Origin of the sequence: Saccharopolyspora rectivirgula DSM 43747 (genome assembly GCF_000497205.1) — a bacterium.
Taxonomy (GTDB): Bacteria; Actinomycetota; Actinomycetes; order Mycobacteriales; family Pseudonocardiaceae; genus Saccharopolyspora; species Saccharopolyspora rectivirgula.
Genome location: NZ_AYJW01000036.1, coordinates 1 through 25,630 on the forward strand (window position 1 = coordinate 1; position 25,630 = coordinate 25,630).

Sequence of the window (25,630 nt, forward strand, 5' to 3'; positions counted from 1 at the left end):
AGCCGAACTGCTTCTCCTGCGCCTCCGGCGTCTGGTCGTCGAAGTCGAACTCCGGCGCGCCCGGCAGCACCGGGTCACCCCACCGGATCACCACTTCGTGCTGGTAGCCCTCGGGCACCACCACCGCGTCCGCGCTGTTGGGCTGCACCGGGGTGAAGTCCAGCCCCGGCGGGTTGGGCGGGGCGGGGGGTGCCGCGGAGGCCTCCCCGGTGGTCAACGCCGGCAGCACGGCTGCGGAACCGGCCACCACCGCTCCCGCGCGCAGCAGGCCGCGCCGGTCCAGCACGGCCTGCAGCACGTCGTGGAAGTACGGGTTCTCCGACTTGTTCGGCGGGGTGTGCGAGCACTGGTCCCCGCAGCGGTAGCGGCAGGTGACCCGCGCCCTGCCAGCGGTCAGCAGCGGCAGCAGCCGCCGTCGGCCCGGTTGGATTGACACCGCGAACCTCCAAGCTGCTCGGTCCGAATCGACTCGCAGCCTAGAACTGGTCCACCGGGGCCGAAACGCGAAAACCGCGATTCGTCGTGTTCTCGCAATCAGGAGGCCTTCGCGGTGGCCTTCTCCGGGGCGGTGGCAGCGCTCCGCCGCTGCAGCGACAGCAGGACCGCGGCGATCACGCACAACGCGGCCCCCACCGCGAACGGCGACTGGGCGCCCAGCAGGTCGGCGACGTGACCGACCAGGGTGGCCGCCAGTGCACCGCCCAGCCAGCGGCAGAAGTTGTAGCCCGCGCTGGCCACCGAGCGGGGCGCGTTGCTGACGCTCATGGCGATCCCGGTGAACAGCGCGTTGAGCACGCCGGAGCAGAACCCGCTCAGCACGACCGCGATGACGATGAGCGGCTTGGAGCCCACCGCCATCACCACCAGCAGGACCGCGTAGCAGACCACGGACAGGATCGTGGTCTGCACTTCCCCGAGCCGGGCGGCCAGCTTGGGCGCGAGGAAGACCCCGGCCAGCGCCAGGCACAGCCCCCAGCCGAAGAACACCAGGCCGACCGCGATGGCGCCGTACTCGAGCACGAACGGCGCCCAGGCCAGCACGGTGAAGAACGCCGCGGTGTAGCACGCCGAGCCGAGCGAAGCGCGCAGCAGACCACCGTTGCCCAGCGCCCGCAGCGGGTCGAGCAGGCGGACCGCCGGCCGCTGCTGCCGATCGCTGTCGGCGGGCAGGAACGCCACGCTGAAGATCAGCCCGATCGCCATCAGCACGGCGGTGCCGGCGAACGGCCCGCGCCAGGAGATGTTGCCGAGCAGCGCCCCCAGCAGCGGTCCGGTGGACAGCCCGACGCCGAGCGCTGCTTCGTAGAGCACGATCGCGGCCTGCTGGCCGCCGGTGGCCGCGCCGACGATCACCGACAGCGCGGTCGCGATGAAGAAGGCGTTGCCCAGGCCCCACAGGGCGCGCAGCGCGATGAGTTGTCCGATGCTGGCGGCCAGCGCGCACAGCAGGGTGGCCACCACGATCAGTGCGAGCCCGGTGACGACGGTGCGCTTGGGGCCGAAGCGGGCGCTGAAGGCGCCGGTGACCAACATGGCCAGCACCTGCACTCCCAGGTAGGAGGAGAACAGCAGGGTCACCTGTTCGGGGCCGGCGTCAAGGCTCTCGGCGATCGACAACAAGATCGGGTCGACCAGCCCGATGCCCATGAAGGCGATGACGGAGGCGAAGGCGGTGATCCACACCGCCTTCGGCTGGTTCTTGAAGGTGTCAAGCAACCTCGGGTGCTCGGCTCCGGTCATGTTGTTCAACTTTCTGGTACCGCGACTGTTTCGTTCGCCATGCTAACTTTTAGTCCCCTTGAACGCCCCACCCGAATGAGCAAGGACACCGCGCCGATCCGGCGGAATGCGCTCAACGCCGCACGACGCACCCGGACACCCGCACCCCCATCGGTATCCACATCGGTACTTCTACGGCTGCGAGCACCAGGGCCTTTGGTCCACACTGGGAAGTGTCCGGGGTCACACCGGACAACCGGCAGGAAACCCGCCGCCCGGATGCCGTGGCCACAACCGCTGCCCGCCGGCACGAGGGGCAGCCACCCACACCCGGGCGGCCGCAGATGAAGGGAGTGGTCGACACATCGGCCGGACAGCCACCAATCCAGCTAACACTGTCCGACCCTCCTCTCCGCAGCGAGGCGAGTGCGCCAGCTAGCAGCGAAGACGCGCAATCGCCTCGCTGCTCGGCGGCTACACCTGCTCGGCCACCCACACCGCGATCTGCGCCCGCGAGGAGAACCCGAGCTTGGCCAGGATGTGCTCGACGTGGCTGTCCGAGGTGCGCTTGGAGATCACCAGCTGCTCGGCGATCTGCCGATTCGACAACCCCTGCGCCACCAGCCTCGCCACCTCGCACTCCCGCGGCGTGAGCTGCTGCCAACCGTCCTGCGCGGGCTCCCGCAACGCGTACCGCACCGCGTCGGCCAGCGCGAACCGCCTGGCCAACTGCTGGGCGGCGTGCAACTCCGCCCCGGACAGCACCTCCCGGACCCCCGCCTCGGCCTGCGCGTGCCAGCGCACCAACGGCTCGAACCCGAACAGCAGGTCGCCCCCGACCGGCTCCCACCACTGGCCAGCGGAGAACAGCAGCGGCGCGGCGAACGCGGCATCCCCGCGATCCGCCTCCACCACGGCCACCAGCTCCAGCGCCGCGGCGACCCCCACCGCGTCGGACAACTGCCGCTTCACCCGCAGCCCCTCCCGCAGCAGCGCCAACCCCACCGCGGCCTCCCCCCGCTGCCAGGCCACCAGCCCGCGCACCAGCTGCACCCACGACCACAACCACAGCTCCCGGCGCCGGGAACACCACGCCTGGGCCCGCTCGGCCAGCCGCTCAGCAGCCGCGACCTCCCCCCGCAACAGGGCCAGCAGCGCCGCAGCCGGCTCCGACCTCGGCTCCGCCCCCAACGCGGCCTCCGCGCGGTCGTAGTCGTGCAGCAGCAACTCCAGCAACCCCACCGGCCACCGCGCACCGGCCTCCGCGCCGGCCTGCTCCGCCTGCTCCCAGCAGGCCCGCGAACCGGTCGCATCCCCCTGCAGCCCGCGCACCAGGGCCGCCACCTGCAGCGCCCGACCACGACCGGCGCACCCCGGCGCGGTGTTGTCCAAGCACTCCTGCAGCCAACGCCGGCCCCGCACCAGCTCGCCCGCCGCCAACCAGAAGTACTGCAACTCGGCGACCAGCCGAAGCGCCCGCGGGTGCTCCGCCGGATCGGCCAGGCAGAAGTCCAGCGCGGCACGCAGGTTCGGCAACTCCGACCGGATCCGCTCCACCCAGTCCCGCTGGTGCTCGCCGAACCAGTCCCGGGAGAACTGCTGCACCAGCGCCGAGCAGTGGTCCCGATGCCGGCGGCGCAGCTCGAACAACTCCCCCGCGGCGAGCTTCCGCCGACCGAACTCCCGCATCGTGCGCAGCAACCGGTAGCGGGCCCGGTCCCGCGGGAACCGCTCCCGGACCAGCACCGACTTGTCCACCAAACCCGCGACCGCGGGCAACACGTCGGCCTCGTCCAACCCGTCCCCGACGCACACCGACTCGGCCGCGCGCAACTCGAAACCGCCGTCGAACACCGACGCCCTGGCCCACAGCAACTGCTCGGCCGGCGAGCACAGGCGATAGCTGCGCTCCACCGCCGAACGCAGCACCGACCGCCCGGGCTCCCCGCCGGGATTGCCCCCGGTCAACAACCCGAAGCGGTCCCCCAGCCGGTCCAGGATCTCGGGCACCGACAGCGTCCGCGTCCACAGCGCCGCCAACTCGATCGCCAGCGGAAGCCCGTCCAACTCCTGGCACAACCGGGCGACCGCGCCCTCGTTCGACTCGTCCAGCGCGAAACCCGGCAGCACCGCTGCCGCCCGCTCCGCGAACAGCTCCAGCGCTTCCCGGCTGTCCCGGCCCGACCACTCCCGCGCGACCCGCATCGGCGGCACCGGCCACACCTGCTCACCGGCGATCCCCAACGGCCGCTGACTGGTCACCAGCACCCGCACCTGCGGCGCGGCCGCCAGCAGCTCCGCCACCAGCGGACCGCACGCCTGCACCAGGAACTCGCAACCGTCCAGCACCAGCAGCAGCCGCTCGCCCGCCAACCGCTCGGCCAGCGGTTCTTCCCCGGACACGCCCAACCGCGCGCGCACCAGCGGGCCGACCCGCTCCGGAACCTCCACCGCGGACAGGTCCACCAACCGGACCCCGTCCGGGAAGGACCGCCGCACATCACGGGCCACCCGAACGGCCAACCGCGACTTGCCCACCCCCGCGACCCCGGTCAGGGTCACCAACCGGGACCTCGACAGCAGCCGCTTCACTTCCGCCAACGCCGCCCGACGACCGACGAAACTGGTCAACTCCGCGGGCAGCTCACCTGCCGGTCGGGTTGTCATCGCGACCACCCGCGTTCCGCTTCCGGTGGAAAGCCCAGTGTATTCCCGCCCCGGCGGAACGCCCGGCAACCGACGGCGCCACCACCTGGTCAGTTGGCGGCACCGAACCACCGGCCCAGCGGGGCGAGCAGCTCCTGCTGCTCCTCCCCCCCCACGCCACGTGGCCGTCCGGCCGCAGCAGCACGGCGGGCACCTCCAGCTCCGCCCCGCCGTCGACGACGTGGTCGACCCGGTCCTCCCACCCCGCGACCGAAAGCCGCCCGGTCCGGTCGAGCAGCAAGCCGCGACCGCTGCGCATCCGCTCGTACAGGCGCCCCCGCCGCAACCGCACGTCCCGCATCCGCCGGCCGAGCAGCTCGTGCCCCGAACCGAAGTCGTAGCGGATCCCGAGCCCGGCGATCTTCTCGACCAAGTACCGGTTCACCACGTCGAAGTCCATCAACTCCGACAGCAACCGGCGCACCGCCCGGGCACCCGGTCCAGCGGACATCAGCTCGCCCTGCGCGCGGATGTCGTCCAGCACCTCCGCGGCCACCGGGCGCCGCTCGTCCTGGTAGCTGTCCAACAACCCCGCGGGCGCCCAGCCGCGCACCTCCGCGGCCAGTTTCCAACCGAGGTTGAACGCGTCCTGGACACCGAGGTTGAGGCCCTGCCCGCCCAGCGGCGGGTGCACGTGCGCCGCGTCGCCGGCCAGCAGCACCCGGCCGACCCGGTAGCGCTCGGCGAGCCGGATGGCGTCCCCGAACCGGGACAACCAGCGCGGGGAGTGCACGCCGAAATCCGTGCCCGCGTACGCCCGCAGCTGCTGCTTGACCTCCGCCAGCTCCGGCGGCACCGAGCGGTCGGCGCTCACCCCCGCCGCGGGCACCACGACGCGGTACAGCCCGTTCCCGGACGGCCCGACCCCGAACCGCTTGTGGACCTGGCGCACTTCGGCCACCACGCGGGCGATCGTCTCCGGCTCCTCGGCCGCCTCCATCTCGCCCAGCAACCACTCGTTCCGGGCCGGTTCCCCGGGGAAGTCGACGCCGAGCAGCTTGCGCACCGTGCTGCGCCCGCCGTCGCACCCGACGAGGTAGCGGGCCCGCAGCCGTCCACCGTCGGAGAGCTCGACGGCCACCCCGTGCTCGTCCTGCCGGAACCCGACCAGCGCGCAACCGCGCCGGAGCTCGGCACCGACCTCGACAGCGCGCTCGGCCAGCAAGCGATCGGTGACGGGCTGCGGAATGCCGAGCACGTAGGGGTGCGCCGTGTCCAGCCCGGTGGGCTCCGGCTTGGCGATGCCGGCGAAGAAACCGCCGAGCGGGTGCCGCTGCCCGTGCGCCAGGAACCGCTCCAGCAAGCCCCGCTGGTCCAGCACCTCGATGCTGCGCACGTGCAGGCCGAGCGCCCGGACCTGCTCGGTCGGCTCCGCCTCCTTCTCCAGCACGAGCACCCGAACCCCGTGCAACCGCAGTTCAGCGGCCAGCACCAAGCCGGTCGGACCGCCGCCGGCGATGATCACGTCGTACATGAAGACCCCGTTCGAGAAGTGGTGCCCCGGCCAGCCGCGCCGCGCGCTCCGGCCCGCACCCCGGTTCAGCGCAGCCAGCACGCGTCCTCGTTTTCCCAGGTGCTGGCTCTGGAGCGGCAATTCTGCGGCACCCCGGGGGTCTTGCCGCAAGCCCCGGTGCAGGCGGTACCTTGAGAACGGGAGGGGACGAACCCCCTACGTCCGCTGTGGACGAATTTCTTCGCGGAACAGCGAATTTCGCTCGAAACCACGCCGATCACCGCAAACCCCGCGGGAAACGGCCGTTCCCCACACCGGCGGTCGACAACTCCCCGGTCGCGATTCCCCCTCCACCGCGGGAAATCCCCGGTCGAGCCGCGTCCCGTTCCAGCAGCGCAGCACGATCGGACGTGCCGCGACGTTCATCCCGGCGGGCAAAACCGCCCGGTCGCCGAAAAACAGCCTCGCCCGCCCGCGCGTCCAGTGCGGTTGCGGAACCGTCCCACCGCTGGGAACCGCGAAATTCGCCGCGGTTCCCGGACCGAGGGGTTCGGCCGTGGCGTGCCGCACCGGCGAACCGGTGCTCGACCGCGCAGCGGACGGCGCGGTGGAGATCGGGCCGCGCGAGGGGTTCGGCGGACCGCAGCCGACGCGTCCCCAGCCCCGCGGACGACCCGAAGCGGGAGAAGAACCGGCTGCACACCGACCTCGGCCCCACCGGCCGCTCGCAGGACGAGGGGCTGCGGCGCCTGCTCGCGCTCGGGGCGCACCCGGCCGACGTCGGCCAAACCGCTCGGGGTTCGCGGCACGTGCTGGCCGGTCCCGAGGACAACGAGTTCTGCCTGCTCGAAGCCCCGAACCGCCCCGGCCTGACGCGGGGAGTCCGGGAAGGACTGATCGGCCGGTCAGCGGAGTTCGCGGCTGGGCGAGGTGGCCCGCCGCCTCACTCCCGGGCCATGTCGACGAACCGGCTGTAGTGCAGCTGGTGCGCCACCGTGACCGTGCCGGTGGGGCCGGCGCGGTGCTTGGCCAGGATCAGGTCGGCCTCGCCCATCCGCGGGTCGTCCCGCTCGAACGCGTCCGGCCGGTGGATCAGGATCACCAGGTCCGCGTCCTGCTCCAGCGAACCGGACTCGCGCAGGTCCGCCAACTGGGGCTTCTTGTCGGTGCGCTGCTCCGGCCCGCGGTTGAGCTGGGAGATCGCCACCACCGGCACTTCCAGCTCCTTGGCCAGCAGCTTCAAGTTCCGGGAGAACTCGGCGACTTCCTGCTGCCGGGACTCCACCCGCTTGCCCGAGGTCATCAGCTGCATGTAGTCCACGACGATCAGCTGGATGTCGTGGCGCTGCTTCAACCGCCGGGCCTTCGCCCGGATCTCCATCATCGTCAGGTTGGGCGAGTCGTCGATGAACAGCGGCGCCTCGCTGATCTCGCTCATCCGGCGGGCCAGGCGGGTCCAGTCCTCGTCGCTCATCCGGCCGCCGCGCATGTCGCTGAGCCGGATCTTCGCCTCCGCGGAGAGCATCCGCATCACGATCTCGGTGCGCCCCATCTCCAGCGAGAAGATGACCGCGCCGAGACCGTGCTTGATCGCCGCGGACCGGGCGAAGTCCAGGCCGAGGGTCGACTTGCCGACACCCGGCCGAGCGGCGACGATGATCATCTGCCCGGGGTGCAGACCGTTGGTGAGCTCGTCCAGGTCGGTGAACCCGGTGGGCACGCCCTGGGACTCGCCGCCGCGGGACGCGATGGCGTCGATCTCGTCCATCGTCGGCTGCAGCAGCTCTTCCAGGGACGCGTAGTCCTCGCTGGTGCTGCGCTCGGTGACGTCGTAGATCGCGGCCTGCGCCCGGTCGACCACCTCGTCGATCTCCGCGCCCTCACCGCCGCTGTAGCCGAGCTGCACGATCCGGGTCCCGGCTTCCACCAGCCGCCGCAGCAACGCCTTCTCCGAGACGATCTCCGCGTAGTAGCCGGCGTTCGCCGCAGTGGGCACGGTGGCGATCAACGTGTGCAGGTAGGGGGCACCGCCGACCTTCATCAACTGCTGGCGCCGCTCCAGCTCGGCGGAGACGGTGATCGCGTCCGCCGGCTCGCCCCGCCCGTACAGGTCGAGGATGCAGTCGTAGATGACTTGGTGAGCAGGTCGGTAGAAGTCGTTGGGCCGCAGCACTTCGACCACGTCGGCGATGGCGTCCTTGCTCAGCATCATGCCGCCGAGCACGGACTGCTCAGCTGCCAGGTCCTGTGGCGGCTGTCGTTCGAACGAGTTCGGACTGCCAGGTTCCGCAGCCAGGTACTCGTCGCTGACTTCGTCGGGCAACGCCACCGGAACCCGTCACCTCCTAGGGGGCATCGCGACAAGTGCTCACGCGCGGTTGGCAAGACGCCCCGCGCGGCGAAGCTAGATCACCTGCCCGGAGCAGGCAACTCCGGCCATACACAGATCGGTGGAGAGCCTGTGGATAACTTGTGGATTAACTGTGGATATCTTGGGGTACGTTGTCCCGCAGTTGGGGATAACTTGGGGACAACAACCACAGATCCACACAAAACCGCAGGTCAAAGACCATGCGGCGGCTGTGGATAAAATCCGTGGAAAAAATCCGCGAAGATCCCTCCACAGCGTGTCCCCTACCACAAGACGAAGCGATGGTGCGGGAGCGACACGCGGAGAAGAGAAGAATTCTGCGGATGCAGGGAGCTACCTGCAGCACCGTCCGTTGTCACTCGACCGGTGACACGGACGGTGCTACGAGGCGATGGGTGCTTACTGCTCCTCGGCCTTGACCTGGACGTTGACCGTCGCCTTCACCTCGGGGTGCAGGTTGATGTCAACGGTGTGCTTGCCCAGGGACTTGATGTGCTCGCGCAGCGAGATGGAGCGCTTGTCCAGGTTCGGGCCGCCAGCCTTGCGGACCGCGGCGACGATGTCGCTGGTGGTCACCGAACCGAACAGCTTGCCCTGCGACGAGACCTTGGCGGTCAGCTGGATCGGGCTCAGGTCCTGCAGCTGCTGCTTCAGCTCGTGAGCGTGCTCCAGACCGCGAACCCGACGGGCTTCCTGGACGCGACGGATGGTCTCGATCTGCTTCTGCGCGCCCTTGGTGGCGACGATGGCCAGGTTGCGCGGCAGCAGGTAGTTGCGGGCGTAGCCGTCCTTGACCTCGACGATGTCGCCCGAGTCGCCGAGACCGGCCACGTCAGCAGTGAGGATGATCTTCACGACGTGTCTCCTTGTAGAAGTCTCTTCCGAGCGGCAGTGCGATCAGCGGGCGGTCGAGGTGTACGGCAACAGAGCCATCTCACGGGCGTTCTTCACCGCGGTGGCGACGTCACGCTGGTGCTGGCTGCAGTTGCCGGTGACCCGGCGGGCCCGGATCTTGCCGCGGTCGGAGATGAACTTCCGCAGCAGCGTCGTGTCCTTGTAATCGATCTGCGTGGTCTTCTCCTTGCAGAACACGCAGACCTTCTTCTTCGGCTTGCGCACGGGCGCCTTGGCCATCGGTCTTCCTCCTGAGCAAAATACTTGGAGCTGCCTGGATGCGCCGCTCAGAACGGCGGCTCGTCGCTGAACCCGCCGGAACCGGCCGGCGGTGCGGAGCCCCAGGGATCATCGGCCATGCCCGTGGGCTGGCCACCGAATCCGCTGCCGCCTCGGCTGACCTTGTTCACCTTCGCCGTGGCGTAGCGCAGGGACGGGCCGATCTCGTCGACCTCCAGCTCGATGACGGTGCGCTTCTCGCCTTCCTTCGTCTCGAAGGAGCGCTGGCGCAACCGACCCTGCACGATCACCCGCATGCCACGGGTCAGGGTTTCCGCCACGTTCTCCGCGGCCTGCCGCCAGATGTTGCAGCGGAGGAACAGAGCCTCGCCGTCTTTCCACTCTCCGGTGGAGCGGTCGAAGAACCGGGGCGTGGATGCGACCGTGAAGTTCGCAACCGCCGCACCGGACGGGGTGAACCTCAGTTCCGGGTCGGCGGTGAGGTTGCCGACCACCGTGATTACTGTTTCACCAGCCATGACCTGGGGCTCCAGTCTGCTCGGATGTGTGCCGGATCAGGTCAGGCGGTCGCCCGGGCCTTGGCCTGAACGGGCGGTCTTCCGCGGCTCGACCTTGCGCAGCAGTTTGGTCCGGATCACGGATTCGCTGAGACCCAGCTGGCGCTCGAGCTCCTTGACGGCCGCCGGCTCGGCGTTGACCTCGAGCACCACGTAGATGCCCTCGGAGTGCTTGCCGATCTCGTAGGCGAGCCGCCGACGTCCCCAGACGTCAACCTTCTCGACGTTGCCGCCGTCGTTGCGGATGACGTCGAGGAACTTCTCCATCGACGGAGCCACCTGGCGCTCATCCATGCTCGGGTCGAGGATGACCATGAGCTCGTACTGACGCATTGGGACCACTCACCTCCTGTGGGCTCACGGCCACGGACTTTCCGCGGCAGGAGGTCGTCGCGTCGGACGAACTGCTCCAGGCTAGCAAGCCGCCCGGCAGTCCCGTACCGAGGGGCGGTCGCCCAACGGTCCCGCGCCGAGGGGCTATTGCCGGCGGAGCACCCAGCTGCGCACCAGTCCGGCGGTGACCACCGCCAGCGACACGGCCGCGATCAGCACCGGAAGGGCGACCCGGTCGCTGTGCTGGGCGGGCAGCGCCTCGGCCCGCCCGGCCGCCTGCTGCTGGGCGGCCAGCTCGCGCTCCCGCGCCTTCTCGGCCAGTTCCCCGGTGTCCGGCTGGTAGGTGGGGGCCTGCCCGGGACGGCTCTGCAACCAGCCCGGCAAGGACCCGTGGGTCGGCGGGAGCACGCTCACCGCGGGGGTGGTGCCCGGCTGGCCCGGCGGAGGAGTCGCGGTGCTCGGGTCCGCCGGTTCCGCCGGGGCGGGCGGCGGCGCCGGCTCTTGGGTGCGCTCCTGCGTTTCCCGGGCCGGGGGCGGCTGCTCCGGGGGAGCCGGCTCCGCGGGTCCTTCCTCCTCCGGTTCGCTGATCCGGAGGGTGAGCGCGTTGCCGAGGCTGACCAAGTTCTTGAAGTGCCGGGCCACGCTGTCGACCTTGTCCTCGGGCAGGCCGATCCGGGACAGCGCGGGTTGGACGGCTTCGGCGATCTCCCGACCGGAGTAGAAGGTCTTCCCGGGTTCGGCGGTGCCCAGCGGAATGGGACCGAGGGCGAGGAACCGCTCCACCGCTCGATCGGCTTCGTCGAAGGCCAGCGGCATCGCCAGCAGCACGGCCTGGCGCACCTTGAAGTCCACGGTGCTCGGCGCGATGGCGATCTCCTGGCCCGCCTGGGCGGTTTCGATCGCCAGCGCGTTGTCCACGACCAGGGGGTCCGCCGCCGCGGTGCCGGCCGAGAGCAGCGAGCCCGCGGCGATGGCCGCGCTCACCAGCCCGGCCGCCAGCGTCCGTCGCGCGGTCGACCGGACGAGTGGATTCGGTGGCGTTCGCATGCGTGCCTCCGCTCAGGGGAGAGTCGTGGGTGGTGTGAACCTGGCACAGCAGTCAACGCCACAACCCCCCGGTTGGTGACGCCAGTTACCGAATTGGTGCACTCGCTCGGGGCGCTCAGCCCGCTCCGGGCCGCGGCTTAGACTGCGGAACATGCTGATCGGGGCCCACGTGCGCGACGATGATCCGCTGGCGGCGGCTGCTGAGCGCAACGCCGAAGTCGTCCAGTTCTTCCTGTCCGACCCGCAGGGCTGGAAAGCCCCGAACCCGCACCCGCAGGCGGAGCAGCTGCGCAACAGCGACCTGGCGGTGTTCATCCACGCCCCGTACGTGGTCAACGTGGCTTCGCAGAACAACCGGATCCGGATCCCGTCCCGCAAGGTGGTCGCCCAGCAGGCGAAGGCGGCCGCCGAGGTGGGCGCCCGCGGACTGGTGGTGCACGGCGGGCACGTGACCAAGGGGGGTGACCCGGCGGAGGGCGTGGCCAACTGGCGGAAGCTGTTCGAGCGGCAGGCCGAGCAGGGCGGTTTCGAGGTGCCGATCCTGATCGAGAACACCGCCGGTGGGGCCAACGCCATGGCCCGCAAGTTCGACGCCCTGGCCCGGCTGTGGGACGCGGTCGGCGAGTTCGGGGCCGGTTTCTGCCTGGACACCTGCCACGCGCACGCGGCCGGTGAGGAGCTGCTGGACATCGTCGACCGGGTCAAGGCGATCACCGGCCGGATCGACCTGGTGCACCTGAACGACTCCCGCGACGAGTTCGGCTCCTCCCGCGACCGGCACGCCAACATCGGCGCCGGGCACATCGATCCGGAGCTGCTGGTGGCGGTCTGCGCCACCGCCGACGCCCCGGTCGTGGTGGAAACCCCGGGCGACGGCCAGGCCGCCGACATCGATTTCCTGCGCAGCAGACTGGCGTGACCGCCCGCTGAACCGCTGGCGGAACGGCTCGCTCCGGGGGAGGCGGTCCAGATCCGAGTGAACACGCTGCCCAAGCCGGTGGCGCGCGGGTTGTCCCTGTCCGGGGTGGTCGCCCTGTGCCTGCTGACCGTGCTGACGCTGGGCTTGGGCTACGCCAACAAGGCCCGCTGCACCGGACCGGACTTCGACGAGTGGGGGCGCTCCCAACCGGGGTACCAGGAGCGCGCCTTCGGGCTGGCGTGCTACTCCGACATCCAGAACCTGTGGATCGGCCGGAGCATCGACCGGCACGTCTTCCCCTACGTCCACGGCGGGATCTTCGACGACGGTTCGCTCTACGGGGGTGTCGTCGAGTACCCGGTGCTCACCGGGCTGCTGATGTGGCTCGGGGCGATGTTCGTGGAGACCGACGCCGGGTTCTTGGCCGCTTCGGCGCTGCTGCTGGCCCCGTTCGGGTTGGCGGTGACGTGGTGGCTGGGCCGGTTGAGCGGGTGGCGGGCGGCGCTGTGGGCGCTGAGCCCGCCGCTGGTGCTGTACGCCTTCCACAACTGGGACCTGCCGGCGGTGGCCTGCGCGGTGGCGGCGGTCTTCGCGGTGCACCGGTGGCGGGCCCCGTTGCGCCGGCGGGGTGTGCTGGCCGCGGTGCTGCTGGGCCTCGGTTTCGCGGTGAAGCTCTACCCGGGGATCTTCGTGCTGCCGCTGGCGCTGTACGTGCTCACCGGGGGCCGCGACCGGGCCGAGCTGCCCGATGGCCGCCGGTTCGACGTGGGCGGGGCCGCCCGGGTGGTGGGGGCCGCGGCGGCGACCGCGGTGCTGGTGAACCTGCCGTTCGCGCTGGCCGGGTTCGAGGGCTGGTTGGCGGCTTTCGAGTTCCAGTCCCGGCGGCAGGTGGACGTGAGCACGAACTCCATCTGGTACTGGGGTTTCCGGCAGTGGAGCGGCACCGAGGAGTTCCAGTCCCTGATGGGCGTGGTGTCCCCGGCCTTGGTGCTGCTGTCGTTCGCGGTGGCGTGCTCGCTGGGGTGGTGGCGGTTCGAGCGCACCGGGACGTACCCGTGGGTCCAGGTGTCCGCGGCGATGTTGTGCGGGTTCTTGCTGCTGCACAAGGTGCACTCGCCGCAGTACGCGCTGTGGCTGCTGCCGTTCTTCGTGCTGGTGCGGATCCGCTGGGGGTGGATCGTCGCCTACCTGGTGGCGGACGTGGCGATGGGGATCAGCATCTTCCGCTGGTTCTACTTGAACATGATGGGCGTGCCCAACGGGATCCACGACGGGTTCACGTCCCAGGCGCTGATGATCGGGGTGTGGGGTCGGGCGGCCCTGCTGATCGGGTTGTTCGTCGCCTTCCTGGCCGCGGAACCCGCGACGGCGGACCGGTCCCGGCGGTAGCGCCCCCGAAAAGCGCCGTGGCGGCGCCCCTGGGGGACGCCGCCACGGTGTCGTCCGGTGTTCGCTCGACCGTCAGAAGGCGGACTCGTCGACCTCCATCAGGGAGAGGTCCGCGGCCTCGATGATCTTGCGGCGGGACTTCAGCTCCGGCAGCACGTTCTTGGCGAAGAACCGGGCAGCCGCCAGCTTGCCCTGGTAGAACGGCTTGTCCTTCTCGGAGGCGTCGCCGTCCAGGGCGGCCAGGGCGACCTCGGCCTGCCGCAGCAGCAGCCAGCCGATCAGCAGGTCGCCCATGCTCATCAGCAGGGTGACGCTGTGCTCACCCACCTTGTAGATGTTCTTGATGTCCTCCTGGGCGGAGGTCAGGTAGGTCAGCATCGAGGTGACCATGCCCTGGGCGTCGTCGAGCGCCGCGGCCAGCAGGGCGCGCTCCTCCTTGAGCCGCTCGTCGGCGTTCTCCGCCTTGAGCGTCTTCTGGATCTGCTCGGCCAGGTAGCCGAGGGCAGCACCGTTGTTCTTGACGATCTTGCGGAAGAAGAAGTCCTGCGCCTGGATCGCCGTGGTGCCCTCGTAGAGGCTGTCGATCTTGGCGTCGCGGATGTACTGCTCGATCGGGTAGTCCTGCAGGTACCCGGAGCCGCCCAGGGTCTGCAGCGACAGGGTCAGCATCTCGTAGGCGCGCTCGGAGCCCACGCCCTTGACGATCGGCAGCAGCAGGTCGTTGACCTGGTCGGCCAGGGTGTGGTCCTCGCCGGCGGCCTTGGCCTGCTTGACCTGGTCCTGGAAGGTGGCGGTGTAGAGGTAGACCGCGCGCAGACCCTCGGCGTACGCCTTCTGCTTCATCAGGATGCGGCGCACGTCCGGGTGGTGGGTGATGGTGACGCGCGGGGCGGTCTTGTCCGCCGCCTGGGTCAGGTCGGCGCCCTGCACGCGCTCCTTGGCGAACTCCAGGGCGTTCAGGTAGCCGGTGGACAGCGTGGCGATGGCCTTGGTGCCGACCATCATCCGGGCGTACTCGATGACCTGGAACATCTGCCGGATGCCGTCGTGCACCTCGCCGAGCAGCCAGCCCTTGGCCGGGGTGCCGTGCTGGCCGAAGGTGAGCTCGCAGGTGGCCGAGACGTTCAGGCCCATCTTGTGCTCGACGTTGGTGACGAACACGCCGTTGCGCTCGCCGAGCTCACCGGTCTGGCTGTCGAAGTGGTACTTCGGCACCAGGAAGAGGCTCAGGCCCTTGGTGCCCGGCTTGGGCTCGATGCCCGGGCCCTCGGGGCGGGCCAGCACCAGGTGCATGATGTTCTCGGTCATGTCCTGGTCGGCGGAGGTGATGAACCGCTTGACGCCTTCCAGGTGCCAGGAGCCGTCCTCCTGCTTGATGGCCTTGGTGCGGCCGGCGCCGACGTCGGAACCGGCGTCGGGCTCGGTGAGGACCATGGTGGCCCCCCAGCCGCGCTCGATCATGATCTCGGCCCAACGGCGCTGCTCTTCGGTGCCGTTGCGCCACAGGATCGTCGCGAAGTTCGGGCCCGCCATGTACATGTAGATCGGCGGGTTGGCACCGAGGATCAGCTCGGCGGCCGCCCACTCGACGGTGGACGGGATGCCGTAGCCGCCCAGTTCGACCGGCAGGCTCAGCCGCCACCACTCACCGTCCATGATCTGCTTGAAGGACTTCTTGAAGCCCTCCGGCAGGGTGACCGAGTGAGTCTCGGGGTCGAACTTGGCCGGGTTGCGGTCGCCCTCGGCGAAAGAGTCAGCCAGCGGCCCGGTGGCGAGCTCGTTCAGCTCCTGGAGCACGCCGCGCACGGTGTCGGCGTCGGTCTGCTCGAAAGCGCCTTTGCCCAGCTGCTCTTGAACTTTGAAGACCTCGAAGAGGTTGAACTCGAGGTCGCGGACGTTGCTCTTGTAGTGGCCCATCGAAGGCTTCCTCTCGCGCGCTGCTGCGGGCGGGCCCAGCTCGCCGGACGCCCAAGCCCTTACTCGTCGGTAACAAGAGGGTATTACTTGACAGTAACTTCTGCCAAGGAGGGTTGCCGCCACCTCGGCGAACCCGCTGCGCAACGCGCTTCCCACCGCTTCCGGCGGCCGGCGGTGGTCGGACATCCGGTCTACAGTGGCGCCAGCACGACCCAGCGGAGGCTCGGATGGACGACCCGGCCGTGCGCGCGGAAGCGCTGGTGAAGACGTTCGGGGAGAACCGCGCCCTCGACGGTGTGGACCTGGAGATCCCCACCGGCCACATCCTCGGCCTGCTCGGCCCGAACGGGGCGGGCAAGACCACCGCGGTGCGCATCCTCACCACCCTGCTGCGCCCCGACTCGGGCACCGCCACGGTCGCCGGGCACGACGTGCTCACCGACCCCGGCGGAGTCCGGCGGAGCATCGGCGTCTCCGGCCAGTACGCCGCGGTGGACGAGAACCTCACCGGTTTCGAGAACCTCTACATGGTCGGCCGCCTCTACGGCATGTCCCGCGCCCGCGCCCGCGAGCGGGCCCGCGAACTGCTCGACCGCTTCCAGCTGCAGGAATCCGCCGACCGGCCGGCCAAGGGCTACTCCGGCGGGATGCGCCGCCGGCTCGACCTGGCCGGTGCGCTGGTGGCCAGACCACCGGTGGTGGTGCTCGACGAACCCACCACCGGGTTGGACCCGCGCGGCCGCATCGACACCTGGAACGTGATCAGCGAGCTCGTCGCGGTCGGCACCACCGTGCTGCTCACCACCCAGTACCTGGAGGAAGCGGACCACCTGGCCGACACGATCGTGGTGATCGACCGCGGCCGGGTGATCGCCCGGGGCAGCGCCGAACAGCTGAAGGACCAGATCGGCGGCGAGCGCCTGCAGCTGACCGCGCAGCACGAGGAGGACCTGGCGGCGATCAGCCGGGTGCTGGCCGAAATCGGCAACGGCGAGCCCGAGATCGCGCAGCAGGTCCGCACCGCCACGGTCGCGGTGGACACCGGGACCAAGGCGCTCATCGAAGCCCTGCGGCGGTTGGACGCCGAAGGCGTTGCGGTGCAGGACGTCGCACTGCACCGCCCCACCCTCGACGACGTGTTCCTGTCCCTCACCGGCCGCCGCGCCGAAGAGGACTCGGCCAGCTGATCAGCGCTCCAGGATCGCCACCATGCCCTGACCGCCGGCAGCGCAGATCGAGATCAGCCCGCGCCCGGAACCGCGCTCGGCCAGCAGCTTGGCCAGCGTGACCACGATCCGACCACCGGTCGCGGCGAACGGGTGACCAGCGGCCAGCGACGAGCCGTTGACGTTGAGCTTGTCCGGGTCGATCTCCCCGAGCACCCCGTCCCGGCCCAGGCGGTTCTTGCAGAAGTCCGGGTCCTGCCAGGCCTTCAGGGTCGCCAGCACCTGGGAGGCGAAGGCCTCGTGGATCTCGTAGAAGTCGAAGTCGCCGAGCCCCAACCCGGCCCGGTCCAGCAGCCGCGGCACCGCGTACGCCGGGGCCATCAGCAGCCCCTCTTCCCCGCTGGTGTGGTCCACCGCCTCGGACACGGCGTCGGAGAAGTAGGCCAGCACCGGCAGGTTGCGCTCCTTGGCCCACTCCTCGCTGGCCAGCAGCACCGTGGAGGCGCCGTCGCTGAGCGGGGTCGAGTTGCCCGCGGTCATCGTGGCCTGCTCACCGCGGCCGAAGACCGGCTTGAGCTTGGCGAGCTTCTCCACCGAGGTGTCCGGGCGCAGGTTCTGGTCCCGGGACAACCCCAGGTACGACGTCATCAGGTCGTCGAAGAACCCGCGCTCGTAGGCGGCGGCCAGCCGCCGGTGGCTGCGCACCGCCAGCTCGTCCTGCTCCTCCCGGGAGACCTGCCAGGCCAGCGCCGTCTTCGCGGCGTGCTCCCCCATCGAGAGCCCGGTGCGCGGTTCGGCGTTGCGCGGGATCTCCGGCACGACGTGCTGCGGCCGGACCCCGGCCAGCGCCTTCAGCCGGTCGCCGAGGGTCTTGGCGTGGTTGGCCCGCAGCAGCACGCGGCGCAGGTCGTCGTTGATGCTGATCGGCGCGTCGCTCGCCGAGTCCACGCCGCCGGCGATGCCGCAGTCGATCTGCCCCAGCGCGATCTTGTTGGCCACCGAGACGAACGCCTCCAGCCCGGTGGCGCAAGCCATCTGCACGTCGTGCGCGGGGGTGCGGGGATCCAATTGCGAGCCGAGCACCGTTTCCCGAGCGAGATTGAAGTCGCGGCTGTGCTTGAGCACCGCCCCGGCGACGAATTCCCCGACCCGCTCGCCCTGCAACCCGAACCGCGCGATCAGCCCGTCCAAGGCCGCGGTGAGCATGTCCTGGTTGGAAGCTTGCGCGTAGGGGCCGCCGGACCGGGCGAACGGAATCCGGTTGCCGCCGATGATCGCCACTCGCCTGGCCATCACTGACTCCCTCACTGGTGCCTGTTGCGTCAGACCTCTAACCTACCGATGAGTAACTAATTCGTCGAGTGCTTGCGGACCACGCAGGAGTTGCCATGGCCGACCGTTACCAGCAGTTCATTTCCTCCCCGCTCGGACGGCAGATCGCCAAGCGGCTCGGCCTGCCGAGGCCGGTCCCGCTGCGCCGCTATCGCCCGGGAGACCCGGTGGTGGCCGGCCCCGTGCTGTTCGACGCGGCCCCGGGCTCCCGCCTCCGGGAAGCCGTCAACAAGACCCTCAAATCCGTCAACGCCCAGGTCCACCAGACCCCGGTGGAAGGAGCACGCTACGCCGGCCTGGTCTTCGACGCCACCGGCATCGGCGACAGCTCCCAGCTGAAAGCCCTGCTGGACTTCTTCGGACCGGTCATCCGGCGACTCGACCGCTGCGGCCGGCTGATCGTGCTCGGCACCCCGCCCGAGGAGGAGGAGTCCCCGCGGGCCCGAGCCGCCCAGCGCGCCCTGGAAGGCTTCGTGCGCACCGCCGGCAAGGAGGTCAAGAACGGCTCCACCGCCCAGCTCGTCTACGTCTCCCGGGGCGCCGAGGACGCCATCGAGTCCACCCTGCGGTTCCTGCTGTCCGCCAAGTCCGCCTACGTGTCCGGCCAGGTGGTGCGGATCGGCCCGGCGGAGGTCCCGGACGTGGACTGGGAGCGGCCGCTGCAGGGCAAGACCGCCCTGGTCACCGGCGCCTCCCGGGGCATCGGCGAAGCGATCGCCCGCACCCTCGCCCGCGACGGCGCCAAGGTGGTCTGCCTGGACATCCCCGCCCAGGGCGGGGACCTCACCCGGGTCGCCAACAGCATCGGCGGCTCCACCCTGCAGCTGGACATCACCGCCGACGACGCCCCGCAGCGCATCGCCGAGCACTTCGCCGAGCGCCACGACGGGCTGGACGTCGTGGTGCACAACGCCGGCATCACCCGGGACAAGACCATCGGCCGGATGAGCGAGCAGCAGTGGAACTCCGTGCTGGCGGTCAACCTCACCGCCCAGGAGCGCATCAACGAGGCCCTGCTGGCGGACGGTTCGCCGCTGCGGCCGGAGGCCCGCATCGTGTGCGTGTCCTCGATGAGCGGCATCGCCGGCAACGTGGGCCAGGGCAACTACGCCGCCTCCAAGGCCGGCGTGATCGGGCACGTCCAGGCCACCGCTCCGCTGGCGGCGGAGAAGAACGCCACCATCAACGCGGTCGCCCCGGGCTTCATCGAAACCCAGATGACCGCGGCCATCCCGCTGGTGATCCGGGAGGCCGGCCGGCGGATGAACAGCATGCTGCAGGGCGGCCAGCCGGTGGACGTGGCCGAGACGATCGCCTGGTTCGCCAACCCGGCCTCCGCCGGCATCAACGGCAACGTGGTCCGGGTCTGCGGCCAGGGCATGCTCGGCGCGTGAGGAGGGCACCATGCCGGAACTGACCACCGCACCGAGCCTTTCCGCGCTGTACGCCAAGGCGGTCGCGACCGGCCCGACCCGGCGCGGCCGGGACCTGCCGGACACCGAGTACGTGCGCCGGGACATCGCGATCGACACCGAGCACCTGGCCGAGTACGACCGGGTGTGCGGCTTCGCCCTGCGCGACGAACTGCCGATCACCTACCCGCACGTGCTGTCGTTCCCCCTGTCGGTGCAGCTGATGACCGACCCCGGTTTCCCGTTCCCGCTGGTCGGCCTGGTGCACGTGGCGAACCGGATCGAGCAGGACCGCCCGCTGCGCAGCACCGACGTGCTGGCCCAGCGGGTCCGGGTGGCGAACCTGCGCCCGCACCCGAAGGGCACGCAGTTCGACGTCATCACCGAGACCAGCGTCGACGGGGAGGTCGTGTGGCGGGAGACCAGCACCTACCTGCGGCGCGGCAAGTCCTCGGCGGAACCGCAGCAGCGGCGCAGCGTCGACCCCGGGGAACCGATCGCCCAGTGGCGGGTGCCGGGTGACACGGGCCGCCGGTACGCCGCGGTGTCGGGCGACCGCAACCCGATCCACCTGCACCCGTTGACCGCCAAGGCGTTCGGCTTCCCGCGGGCCATCGCGCACGGCATGTGGTCCAAGGCGCGCTGCCTGGCGGCGCTCTCCCACCGGCTGCCGGGGGCGTGCGCGGTCGAAGTCGAGTTCCGCAAACCGCTGCTGCTGCCCTCCACAGTGGAATTCGCGGCGCGGCGCAACGGCGGCGGAGTGGACTTCGCCCTGCAGTCCCGGTCGGGCAAGGCGCACCTGATCGGCACGGTGCGCTGACCGATCGCCCAGCGGTTTCAGCAGGAAGGGGACTTCCCTGCCGCAGCAGGCGGGAAAACCCCCTTCCTGCGTTCCGCGGAACGCCCGGGGGCCGGTGGGATCACTCCGCGTCCGGGGACCAGGACTTCCCCTCGACGAGGTTCCCGAAGCCCATCCACACCATGTTCATCAGCCGCCGGGCCAGCCCGTCCGGGGTGTGCTCGGGGTTGTCGAACCACCACTCGACCAGCGACTCCCCGGCGCCGACCAGCGCCGCGGCGAACGGCAGCATCTGCTCGGGGCGGCGCGGCTGCGGGGACCTCTCGGTGGCCCGGGCGAGCAGCTCGGCGATCATGCCGGTGGCGCGCTGCCGCCACTCCAGGAATTCGCTGATGAACGGCTCCTGCAGGGAAGCCGCTTGGCGGTGCAGCACCGTCCACCCGGCGCGGTTGTCGTTGACGTACGCGAAGAAACCGCGCAGCCCCTGCCACAGCTGCTGCTCGGGGCTGGACCCCGGGACGACGGATTCTCCGATGGCCTCGATGAGCCGTTCGGCCTCCTTCCGGATGCAGGCTTCGAACAGCTCTTCCTTGGCTCCGAGGTAGGCGTAGATCATCGGTTTGGAGATGCCCGCGACCTCGGATATCTCGTCCATGGAGGCTGCGTGGAACCCCCGCGCGGCGAACACGTCCACAGCTGCGGTCAGGATTTGCCGTTCCCGGACTTCTCGCGGTAGCCGCCGGTTCCGGCGTTGTTTCTGCTCGGCCTGCATTTCACCTCTTACGCCTGTTCCGATGCAGGTCAGGCTAGAACAGGCCGACTCGGGCCCGCGCCTTGCCAGAGAAACCTACTCATGAGTAGTCTTACTGGAGAGTAGGTAATGGAGGTGGCCGATGGCCCAGACCAACCCGATCGCCGCGCTCGGCGATCTGGACCCCAAGAAGGTGAGCCAGGAGGAGTTCACCTCGCTGCTGGAAGCAGCCACCGAAGCTGCCAGCAGCAACGCTGAAGCCGACCTGAGCGAACTGACCCCGGAGCAGTTCGCCCGGATCATCTCCCGCGCCTCCGACGCCCAGCTCAAAGCCGTCATGGAACGCCCCGTGCTCCGGGAGCGCATCCTCGACGAGGTGTTCCGCCGGATGGAGGAGCACTACAAGCCGGGCCGGACGAAGAAGGAAGCCGTCGTCCGCTGGCGCATCGGCACCGCGAACGACGAGCCGCTGCGCTACGAGTGCACCATCACCAAGGACACCTGCACGGTCAGCAAGGACCCGCAGCAGGAACCACTGGTGACCATCACCATCGGCCCCGTCGAATTCATCAAGCTGGTCTCCGGCAACGCCTCCGCGCCGATGATGTTCATGACGGGCAAGCTCAAGCTCGCCGGAGACGTCGGGTTCGCCGCTGGACTCACCAAGCTCTTCCAGATCCCCAAAGCCTGAGGACCCCAATGAGTTTTTCACTTGAGCTTTCCGAAGAGCACAAAGAACTGCAGGAATGGGTGCACGGCTTCGCCGAGAAGACCGTGCGCCCGGCCGCGGCCGAGTGGGACGAGCGCGAGGAAACCCCCTGGCCGATCATCCAGGAAGCCGCCAAGGTCGGCCTCTACGGCTTCGAAAGCCTCGCCAACTTCTGGGCCGACGAGACCGGGCTGTCCCTGCCCATCGTCAACGAAGAGCTCTTCTGGGGCGACGGCGGCATCGGCATGGCGATCTTCGGCACCACCCTGGCCGTCGCCGGCATCTTCGCCGCCGGCACCCCGGACCAGCTCGCCGAATGGGTCCCGCAGTGCTACGGCGACGAGAACGACCCGAAGGTCGCCGCGTTCTGCTCCTCCGAGCCCGGCGCCGGCTCGGACGTGAGCGCGATGCGCACCCGCGCCGTCTACGACGAGGCCAAGGACGAGTGGGTGCTCAACGGCCAGAAGGCCTGGGCCACCAACGGCGGCATCGCCAACATCCACGTGGTGCAGGCCGTCGTGGACCCCGAGCTCGGCGCCCGGGGCCAGGCCGCGTTCATCGTCCCGCCGGGCACCAAGGGACTGGAATCGCCGGGCAAGATCCGCAAGCACGGCCTGCGCGCCTCGCACACCGCCGACGTCTTCCTCGACGACGTCCGGGTCCCCGGCCGCTGCCTGCTGGGCGGCAAGGAGAAGCTGGACGAGCGGCTCGCCCGCGCTCGCGAAGGCGCCCGCGCCAAGGAGCAGGCCGCGATGAAGACCTTCGAGCTGTCGCGGCCCATCGTCGGCGCCCAGGCCATCGGCATCGCCCGCGCCGCCTACGAGGTCGCGCTCGAGTACGCGCAGCAGCGCGAGACCTTCGGCCGGCCGATCATCCAGAACCAGTCGATCGCCTTCACCCTCGCCGACATGCGCATGGAGATCGACGCCGCTCGACTGCTGGTGTGGCGGGCGGCGTGGCTGGGCCACAACGGGGGGTTCCCCTCCGGGGAGGGCTCCATGTCGAAGCTGAAGGCCGGTCGAGTCGCCACCTGGGTCACCGAGCGGGCCATCCAGATCCTCGGCGGCAACGGCTACACCCGGGAGTTCCCGGTGGAGCGGATGCACCGCGACGCCAAGATCTACGACATCTTCGAAGGCACCGAGCAGATCCAGCAGCTCGTGGTGGCCCGGGCCATCTCCGGCCAGCACATCTCCTGATTCCAGGTGCGGAACCCCGTGTTCCGCCCGCCGACCGGTGGGCGGAACACGGGATCTCATCCCGACCGACCGGGAGCGGCGCGGGTTCCCTGGCCCCGCGCCGCTCCCGGTCGGTTCCTGACCACTCCGCCGCGGTGATCACCGACCCTTCGCCCCTCCGGTGATCACCGCCCTCTCCCTTCCAGCACCAGCGAACGCGTGATCCGCGCCGCGCCCTGGCGCACCGCGCGTTCCACCGTCCAACGCCGGGCGCGGAACTCCGGCACCGGGAGGGAGATCGCCACCGAGCCGGCCACGCCGCCGGCCTGGTCGTGCACCGGCACCGCCATGCACGCCAGACCGAGCTGGAACTCGTTGATGTCCAGCGCCAGCTGGGACTGCCGCACGTGCTCCAGGTGTTCCTCCAGCACCTCCCGATCGCAGATGGTGGCCGGCGCCCACCGCTGCAGACCGGCCTTGTCGAGGTAGTCCGCCCGCTGCTGCGGATCCATCGCGGCGAGCATGATCTTGCCGAACGCCGTGGCGTGCGCGGCCTGGTGGAACCCCACGTCCAGCGGCTGCACCCGGGGACGGCGCGGCGAGTCCGCGACGTGCGCGATGACCACCTCGGTGCCCCGGTAGATCGCGTAGTAGGCGGCCGCGTCGGCGTGCTGGTGCACCCACCGCACCGCCCCCGCGATCCCCGGCGCCACCGCCAACTGCCGGGACAGCGACTGCCCCAAGTACCGCGCCTTGTACCCGAGCACGAACACGTGCTCGTCCGGCAGGTGCACCACGTGCCCGGCCTCCACCAGCGTGGTCAGCAGGTGGTAGACCGTGGGCAGGGCGAGCCCGAGCCGCTCGGCCAGGCCCTTGGCGCTGATCCCGTCCGGGCAGGCGGCGATGACGTCCAGGGCCCGCAGCGCGCGGGTCACCGACTGCAGGGTTCCCGGTCTCCCGCCGCGCCGCGGGCGGCGTTCACCGATCGGTTGCGCGCTCATCACCCGGTGTTCCGCCGTACCTGGTGGCCAGCAGCCCCTGGCACCACTCCCGGTTGCTCTCGATGCTCACGCGGGTCGCCCGGCCGCGGCGCAGCCGCAGCGGCAGCTCCTCCTCCGCCACCGGCGCCCCGTGCTCGTCGAGCAGCAGCAGCGCGTCGTCGTCGCAGGGCAACCCCAGCTTCTGCCGCCGCTTCCGCAACCGCTCGACCAGCGGGTCGGTGCCCAGCTCACCGAGCCGCACCCGCACCAGCTGGGCCGGTTCCACCCCGGACCGCAGGAGCTTGCCGGCCAGCTGCTCCTGGCAGGCCAGGTGCGCTTTGCGCAGGAAGGTGCGGCGCAGCTGCTCGAGCTCCCCGTCGGCCAACCCCGGGAAGGCGGCGCGGAAACCGCTGTCCGCGGCCACCCCGGCGTTGATCTCCTCGGAGGCGAAGTGGTCCAGCAGCCGCACCCGGACCTGCCGCACCCCGGGGACCGCGGACACCGCCTCGCGGGCGTCCGCGGCCATCAGGTACGCGAAGTTCGGGGCGCAGAAGTAGGTGGGCAGCCGCAGGTCCACCGCCACCTCCCCGGTACCGCTCACCTGCAGCCGGGCCACGAACCCCAGCTCGGTGATCGGCTGGTCCAGCTCCGGGTCGAGCACCTCCTGCAGCGCCTGCCGAACGGCCTGCTCGCTGAGCACCGCGGTGGTCACGGCGACATCACCTCCGCGTTCGTCCCGGAGGCCACCGCGGTGCGCTGCGCCGGCGGTTCGGCGGCCCGCATCTCGGCCGGCACCTCGATGTCGTAGAGCCGGGCCGCGTTCAGACCGAGGATCTTGCGCTTGACGTCGGTGGTGAGCACCCCGTACTCGGACTGCATGTCCTCGGGGATCTGGAAGTCGACGAACTTCTCCACCAGCCACTTCGGCGTCCAGATCGCGTAGTCGCTGGAGAAGGCGATGCGGTTCTCGTCCAACCAGAACAGCAGCTCACCGATGATCTTGGCGAAGTAGCGAGGTCTGCTGTGGATGAACGGCATCGCCACCGCGAGTCCGCCGTAGACGTTCGGTTCCTGGGTGGCGATCCAGCAGAAGTCCTCCAGCCGCGGCAGTCCGACGTGCTCGACGATGAAGTTCAGGTCCGGGAAGGCCGATGCCACGTCGTCCACGTCGGCCACGTCGAAGGCGTCCCGGTTCAGCGGGTAGATCGTAGGTCCTTTGTGGACGTGGATGTTGCGGATCCCGAGCTCCTGGCACTTCTCCAGGTAGCGGTAGGACCACGGGTCGCTCAGCTTCCAGCCCTTGGAGTTGCCCTTCCACTCCGCGGTGTAGAGCTTGGCGCCCTTGAACTGCCAGCGCTCGGCGAGGCGCTCCAGCACGGCCAGGCCGGCTTCCCCGTCCCGCGGGTCCCACGCACCGTTGAGGATGAACTTGTCCGGGTGCTTCTCGGCCAGCACCGCGTTCTGCTCGACGGTGTTGAACCCGTTGACGAAGAAGTCGGTGAGGTAGGTGGGCTGCATGATGGCCTTGTCGACGTAGCCGACCTCGAACAGGTCGTGCATGACGTCGGCCTCGCTCTGCCGCTGGAAGTGCTCCAGCGACCACAGCTCGGACTCCGGGCTGAGGTTGCGGTGGTAGTCGTAGAAGCAGTTCAGGAAGCCCTCGCCGTACCGGTTGGCCTGGTTGGCGGGCGTCCCGTCCCAGAAGTGGATGTGGCTGTCGACGATGAAGTACTTCTCGCCGTCTTTGACGTACATGGC

General features: G+C 70.1%; 23 protein-coding genes and 1 pseudogene. 8 read left to right on the top strand and 16 right to left on the bottom strand.

Annotated features, from left to right (window positions below; translation table 11 throughout):
- The 4 genes and pseudogenes from SREC43747_RS0111535 to rox all read right to left on the bottom strand — a co-directional run.
- A partial coding sequence (locus tag SREC43747_RS0111535) for an alkaline phosphatase PhoX (RefSeq protein WP_029721396.1) occupies positions 1–436 on the bottom strand: 436 nt, incomplete at its 3' end.
- A 98-nt stretch (positions 437–534) separates the two neighbouring features.
- The gene (locus tag SREC43747_RS0111540; protein ID WP_029721397.1) at positions 535–1,740 is read right to left on the bottom strand and encodes an MFS transporter; all 1,206 of its coding nucleotides are present in this window, start codon (positions 1,738–1,740) and stop codon (positions 535–537) included.
- 453 nt (positions 1,741–2,193) lie between these two features.
- Complete coding sequence (locus tag SREC43747_RS0111545) at positions 2,194–4,386, bottom strand: LuxR C-terminal-related transcriptional regulator (RefSeq protein WP_029721398.1); 2,193 nt, start codon at positions 4,384–4,386, stop codon at positions 2,194–2,196.
- Between the two features lie 89 nt (positions 4,387–4,475).
- Positions 4,476–5,899 (bottom strand): annotated as a pseudogene (gene rox, locus SREC43747_RS19800) (rifampin monooxygenase).
- Positions 5,900–6,288: 389 nt separating this feature from the next.
- On the opposite strand from rox, the gene SREC43747_RS22235 reads away from it, so the two are divergent.
- A complete protein-coding gene (locus tag SREC43747_RS22235; RefSeq protein WP_306413785.1) occupies positions 6,289–6,855 on the top strand; it encodes a VOC family protein in 567 nt (188 codons plus the stop codon).
- Here SREC43747_RS22235 and dnaB read toward each other — a convergent pair.
- From dnaB to SREC43747_RS0111580, 6 genes are all read right to left on the bottom strand, one after another.
- On the bottom strand, positions 6,822–8,207 hold the full coding sequence (gene dnaB, locus SREC43747_RS0111555) for a replicative DNA helicase (RefSeq protein WP_029721399.1): 1,386 nt from the start codon (positions 8,205–8,207) through the stop codon (positions 6,822–6,824). The two genes, SREC43747_RS22235 and dnaB, sit on opposite strands and share 34 nt — an antisense overlap.
- Positions 8,208–8,648: 441 nt before the next feature.
- Complete coding sequence (gene rplI / locus SREC43747_RS0111560; RefSeq protein WP_029721400.1) at positions 8,649–9,104, bottom strand: 50S ribosomal protein L9; 456 nt, start codon at positions 9,102–9,104, stop codon at positions 8,649–8,651.
- Positions 9,105–9,146: 42 nt separating this feature from the next.
- Positions 9,147–9,383: a 30S ribosomal protein S18 gene (rpsR, locus tag SREC43747_RS0111565; protein ID WP_029721401.1), complete on the bottom strand. Its 237-nt coding sequence runs from the start codon at positions 9,381–9,383 to the stop codon at positions 9,147–9,149.
- A 47-nt stretch (positions 9,384–9,430) separates the two neighbouring features.
- On the bottom strand, positions 9,431–9,901 hold the full coding sequence (locus SREC43747_RS0111570; protein ID WP_029721402.1) for a single-stranded DNA-binding protein: 471 nt from the start codon (positions 9,899–9,901) through the stop codon (positions 9,431–9,433).
- A 36-nt stretch (positions 9,902–9,937) separates the two neighbouring features.
- Positions 9,938–10,273 carry a 30S ribosomal protein S6 gene (rpsF, locus tag SREC43747_RS0111575; RefSeq protein WP_029721403.1) on the bottom strand — a complete coding sequence of 112 codons (336 nt, stop codon included), beginning with the start codon at positions 10,271–10,273 and terminating at the stop codon, positions 9,938–9,940.
- A 144-nt stretch (positions 10,274–10,417) separates the two neighbouring features.
- The gene (locus SREC43747_RS0111580) at positions 10,418–11,320 is read right to left on the bottom strand and encodes a hypothetical protein (protein WP_029721404.1); all 903 of its coding nucleotides are present in this window, start codon (positions 11,318–11,320) and stop codon (positions 10,418–10,420) included.
- 151 nt (positions 11,321–11,471) lie between these two features.
- On the opposite strand from SREC43747_RS0111580, the gene SREC43747_RS0111585 reads away from it, so the two are divergent.
- On the top strand, positions 11,472–12,239 hold the full coding sequence (locus SREC43747_RS0111585; protein ID WP_029721405.1) for a deoxyribonuclease IV: 768 nt from the start codon (positions 11,472–11,474) through the stop codon (positions 12,237–12,239).
- 57 nt (positions 12,240–12,296) lie between these two features.
- Positions 12,297–13,628, top strand: coding sequence for a glycosyltransferase 87 family protein (locus SREC43747_RS0111590; protein WP_236623148.1), 1,332 nt, complete (start codon positions 12,297–12,299; stop codon positions 13,626–13,628).
- Between the two features lie 72 nt (positions 13,629–13,700).
- Here SREC43747_RS0111590 and SREC43747_RS0111595 read toward each other — a convergent pair whose 3' ends face one another.
- Positions 13,701–15,545, bottom strand: coding sequence for an acyl-CoA dehydrogenase (locus tag SREC43747_RS0111595; protein ID WP_029721407.1), 1,845 nt, complete (start codon positions 15,543–15,545; stop codon positions 13,701–13,703).
- A gap of 227 nt (positions 15,546–15,772) precedes the next feature.
- Here SREC43747_RS0111595 and SREC43747_RS0111600 point away from each other — a divergent pair, with 227 nt between their 5' ends.
- A complete protein-coding gene (locus SREC43747_RS0111600) occupies positions 15,773–16,732 on the top strand; it encodes a daunorubicin resistance protein DrrA family ABC transporter ATP-binding protein (protein ID WP_029721408.1) in 960 nt (319 codons plus the stop codon).
- On the opposite strand, the gene SREC43747_RS0111605 is transcribed toward SREC43747_RS0111600, so the two are convergent.
- Entirely contained in the window at positions 16,733–18,004 is a 1,272-nt protein-coding gene (locus SREC43747_RS0111605; RefSeq protein ID WP_029721409.1) for an acetyl-CoA C-acetyltransferase, read from the bottom strand.
- A 95-nt stretch (positions 18,005–18,099) separates the two neighbouring features.
- On the opposite strand from SREC43747_RS0111605, the gene SREC43747_RS0111610 reads away from it, so the two are divergent.
- On the top strand, positions 18,100–19,437 hold the full coding sequence (locus tag SREC43747_RS0111610; protein ID WP_029721410.1) for a 3-oxoacyl-ACP reductase: 1,338 nt from the start codon (positions 18,100–18,102) through the stop codon (positions 19,435–19,437).
- Positions 19,438–19,447: 10 nt separating this feature from the next.
- Positions 19,448–20,275 (top strand): MaoC family dehydratase, encoded by an 828-nt coding sequence (locus tag SREC43747_RS0111615; RefSeq protein WP_029721411.1) that lies wholly within the window; start codon positions 19,448–19,450, stop codon positions 20,273–20,275.
- Between the two features lie 100 nt (positions 20,276–20,375).
- Here SREC43747_RS0111615 and SREC43747_RS0111620 read toward each other — a convergent pair whose 3' ends face one another.
- Positions 20,376–21,026: a TetR/AcrR family transcriptional regulator gene (locus SREC43747_RS0111620; protein ID WP_029721412.1), complete on the bottom strand. Its 651-nt coding sequence runs from the start codon at positions 21,024–21,026 to the stop codon at positions 20,376–20,378.
- Positions 21,027–21,147: 121 nt separating this feature from the next.
- On the opposite strand from SREC43747_RS0111620, the gene SREC43747_RS0111625 reads away from it, so the two are divergent.
- Together SREC43747_RS0111625 and SREC43747_RS0111630 are read left to right on the top strand one after the other, a co-directional pair.
- Positions 21,148–21,696 carry an SCP2 sterol-binding domain-containing protein gene (locus tag SREC43747_RS0111625; protein WP_029721413.1) on the top strand — a complete coding sequence of 183 codons (549 nt, stop codon included), beginning with the start codon at positions 21,148–21,150 and terminating at the stop codon, positions 21,694–21,696.
- 8 nt (positions 21,697–21,704) lie between these two features.
- The gene (locus SREC43747_RS0111630; protein WP_029721414.1) at positions 21,705–22,913 is read left to right on the top strand and encodes an acyl-CoA dehydrogenase family protein; all 1,209 of its coding nucleotides are present in this window, start codon (positions 21,705–21,707) and stop codon (positions 22,911–22,913) included.
- A gap of 164 nt (positions 22,914–23,077) precedes the next feature.
- Here the strand turns inward: SREC43747_RS0111630 and SREC43747_RS0111635 are convergent, their stop codons facing one another.
- Genes SREC43747_RS0111635 through SREC43747_RS0111645 form a run of 3 tightly spaced genes read right to left on the bottom strand, consistent with a single transcriptional unit; the run spans position 23,078 to position 25,627 of the window.
- On the bottom strand, positions 23,078–23,893 hold the full coding sequence (locus SREC43747_RS0111635; protein WP_029721415.1) for an IclR family transcriptional regulator: 816 nt from the start codon (positions 23,891–23,893) through the stop codon (positions 23,078–23,080).
- Positions 23,871–24,584 carry a metal-sulfur cluster assembly factor gene (locus SREC43747_RS0111640; RefSeq protein ID WP_037331834.1) on the bottom strand — a complete coding sequence of 238 codons (714 nt, stop codon included), beginning with the start codon at positions 24,582–24,584 and terminating at the stop codon, positions 23,871–23,873. Before SREC43747_RS0111640 ends, SREC43747_RS0111635 begins: the two co-directional genes overlap by 23 nt.
- Entirely contained in the window at positions 24,581–25,627 is a 1,047-nt protein-coding gene (locus tag SREC43747_RS0111645) for an amidohydrolase family protein (RefSeq protein ID WP_029721417.1), read from the bottom strand. Before SREC43747_RS0111645 ends, SREC43747_RS0111640 begins: the two co-directional genes overlap by 4 nt.
- Positions 25,628–25,630: the final 3 nt, after the last annotated feature.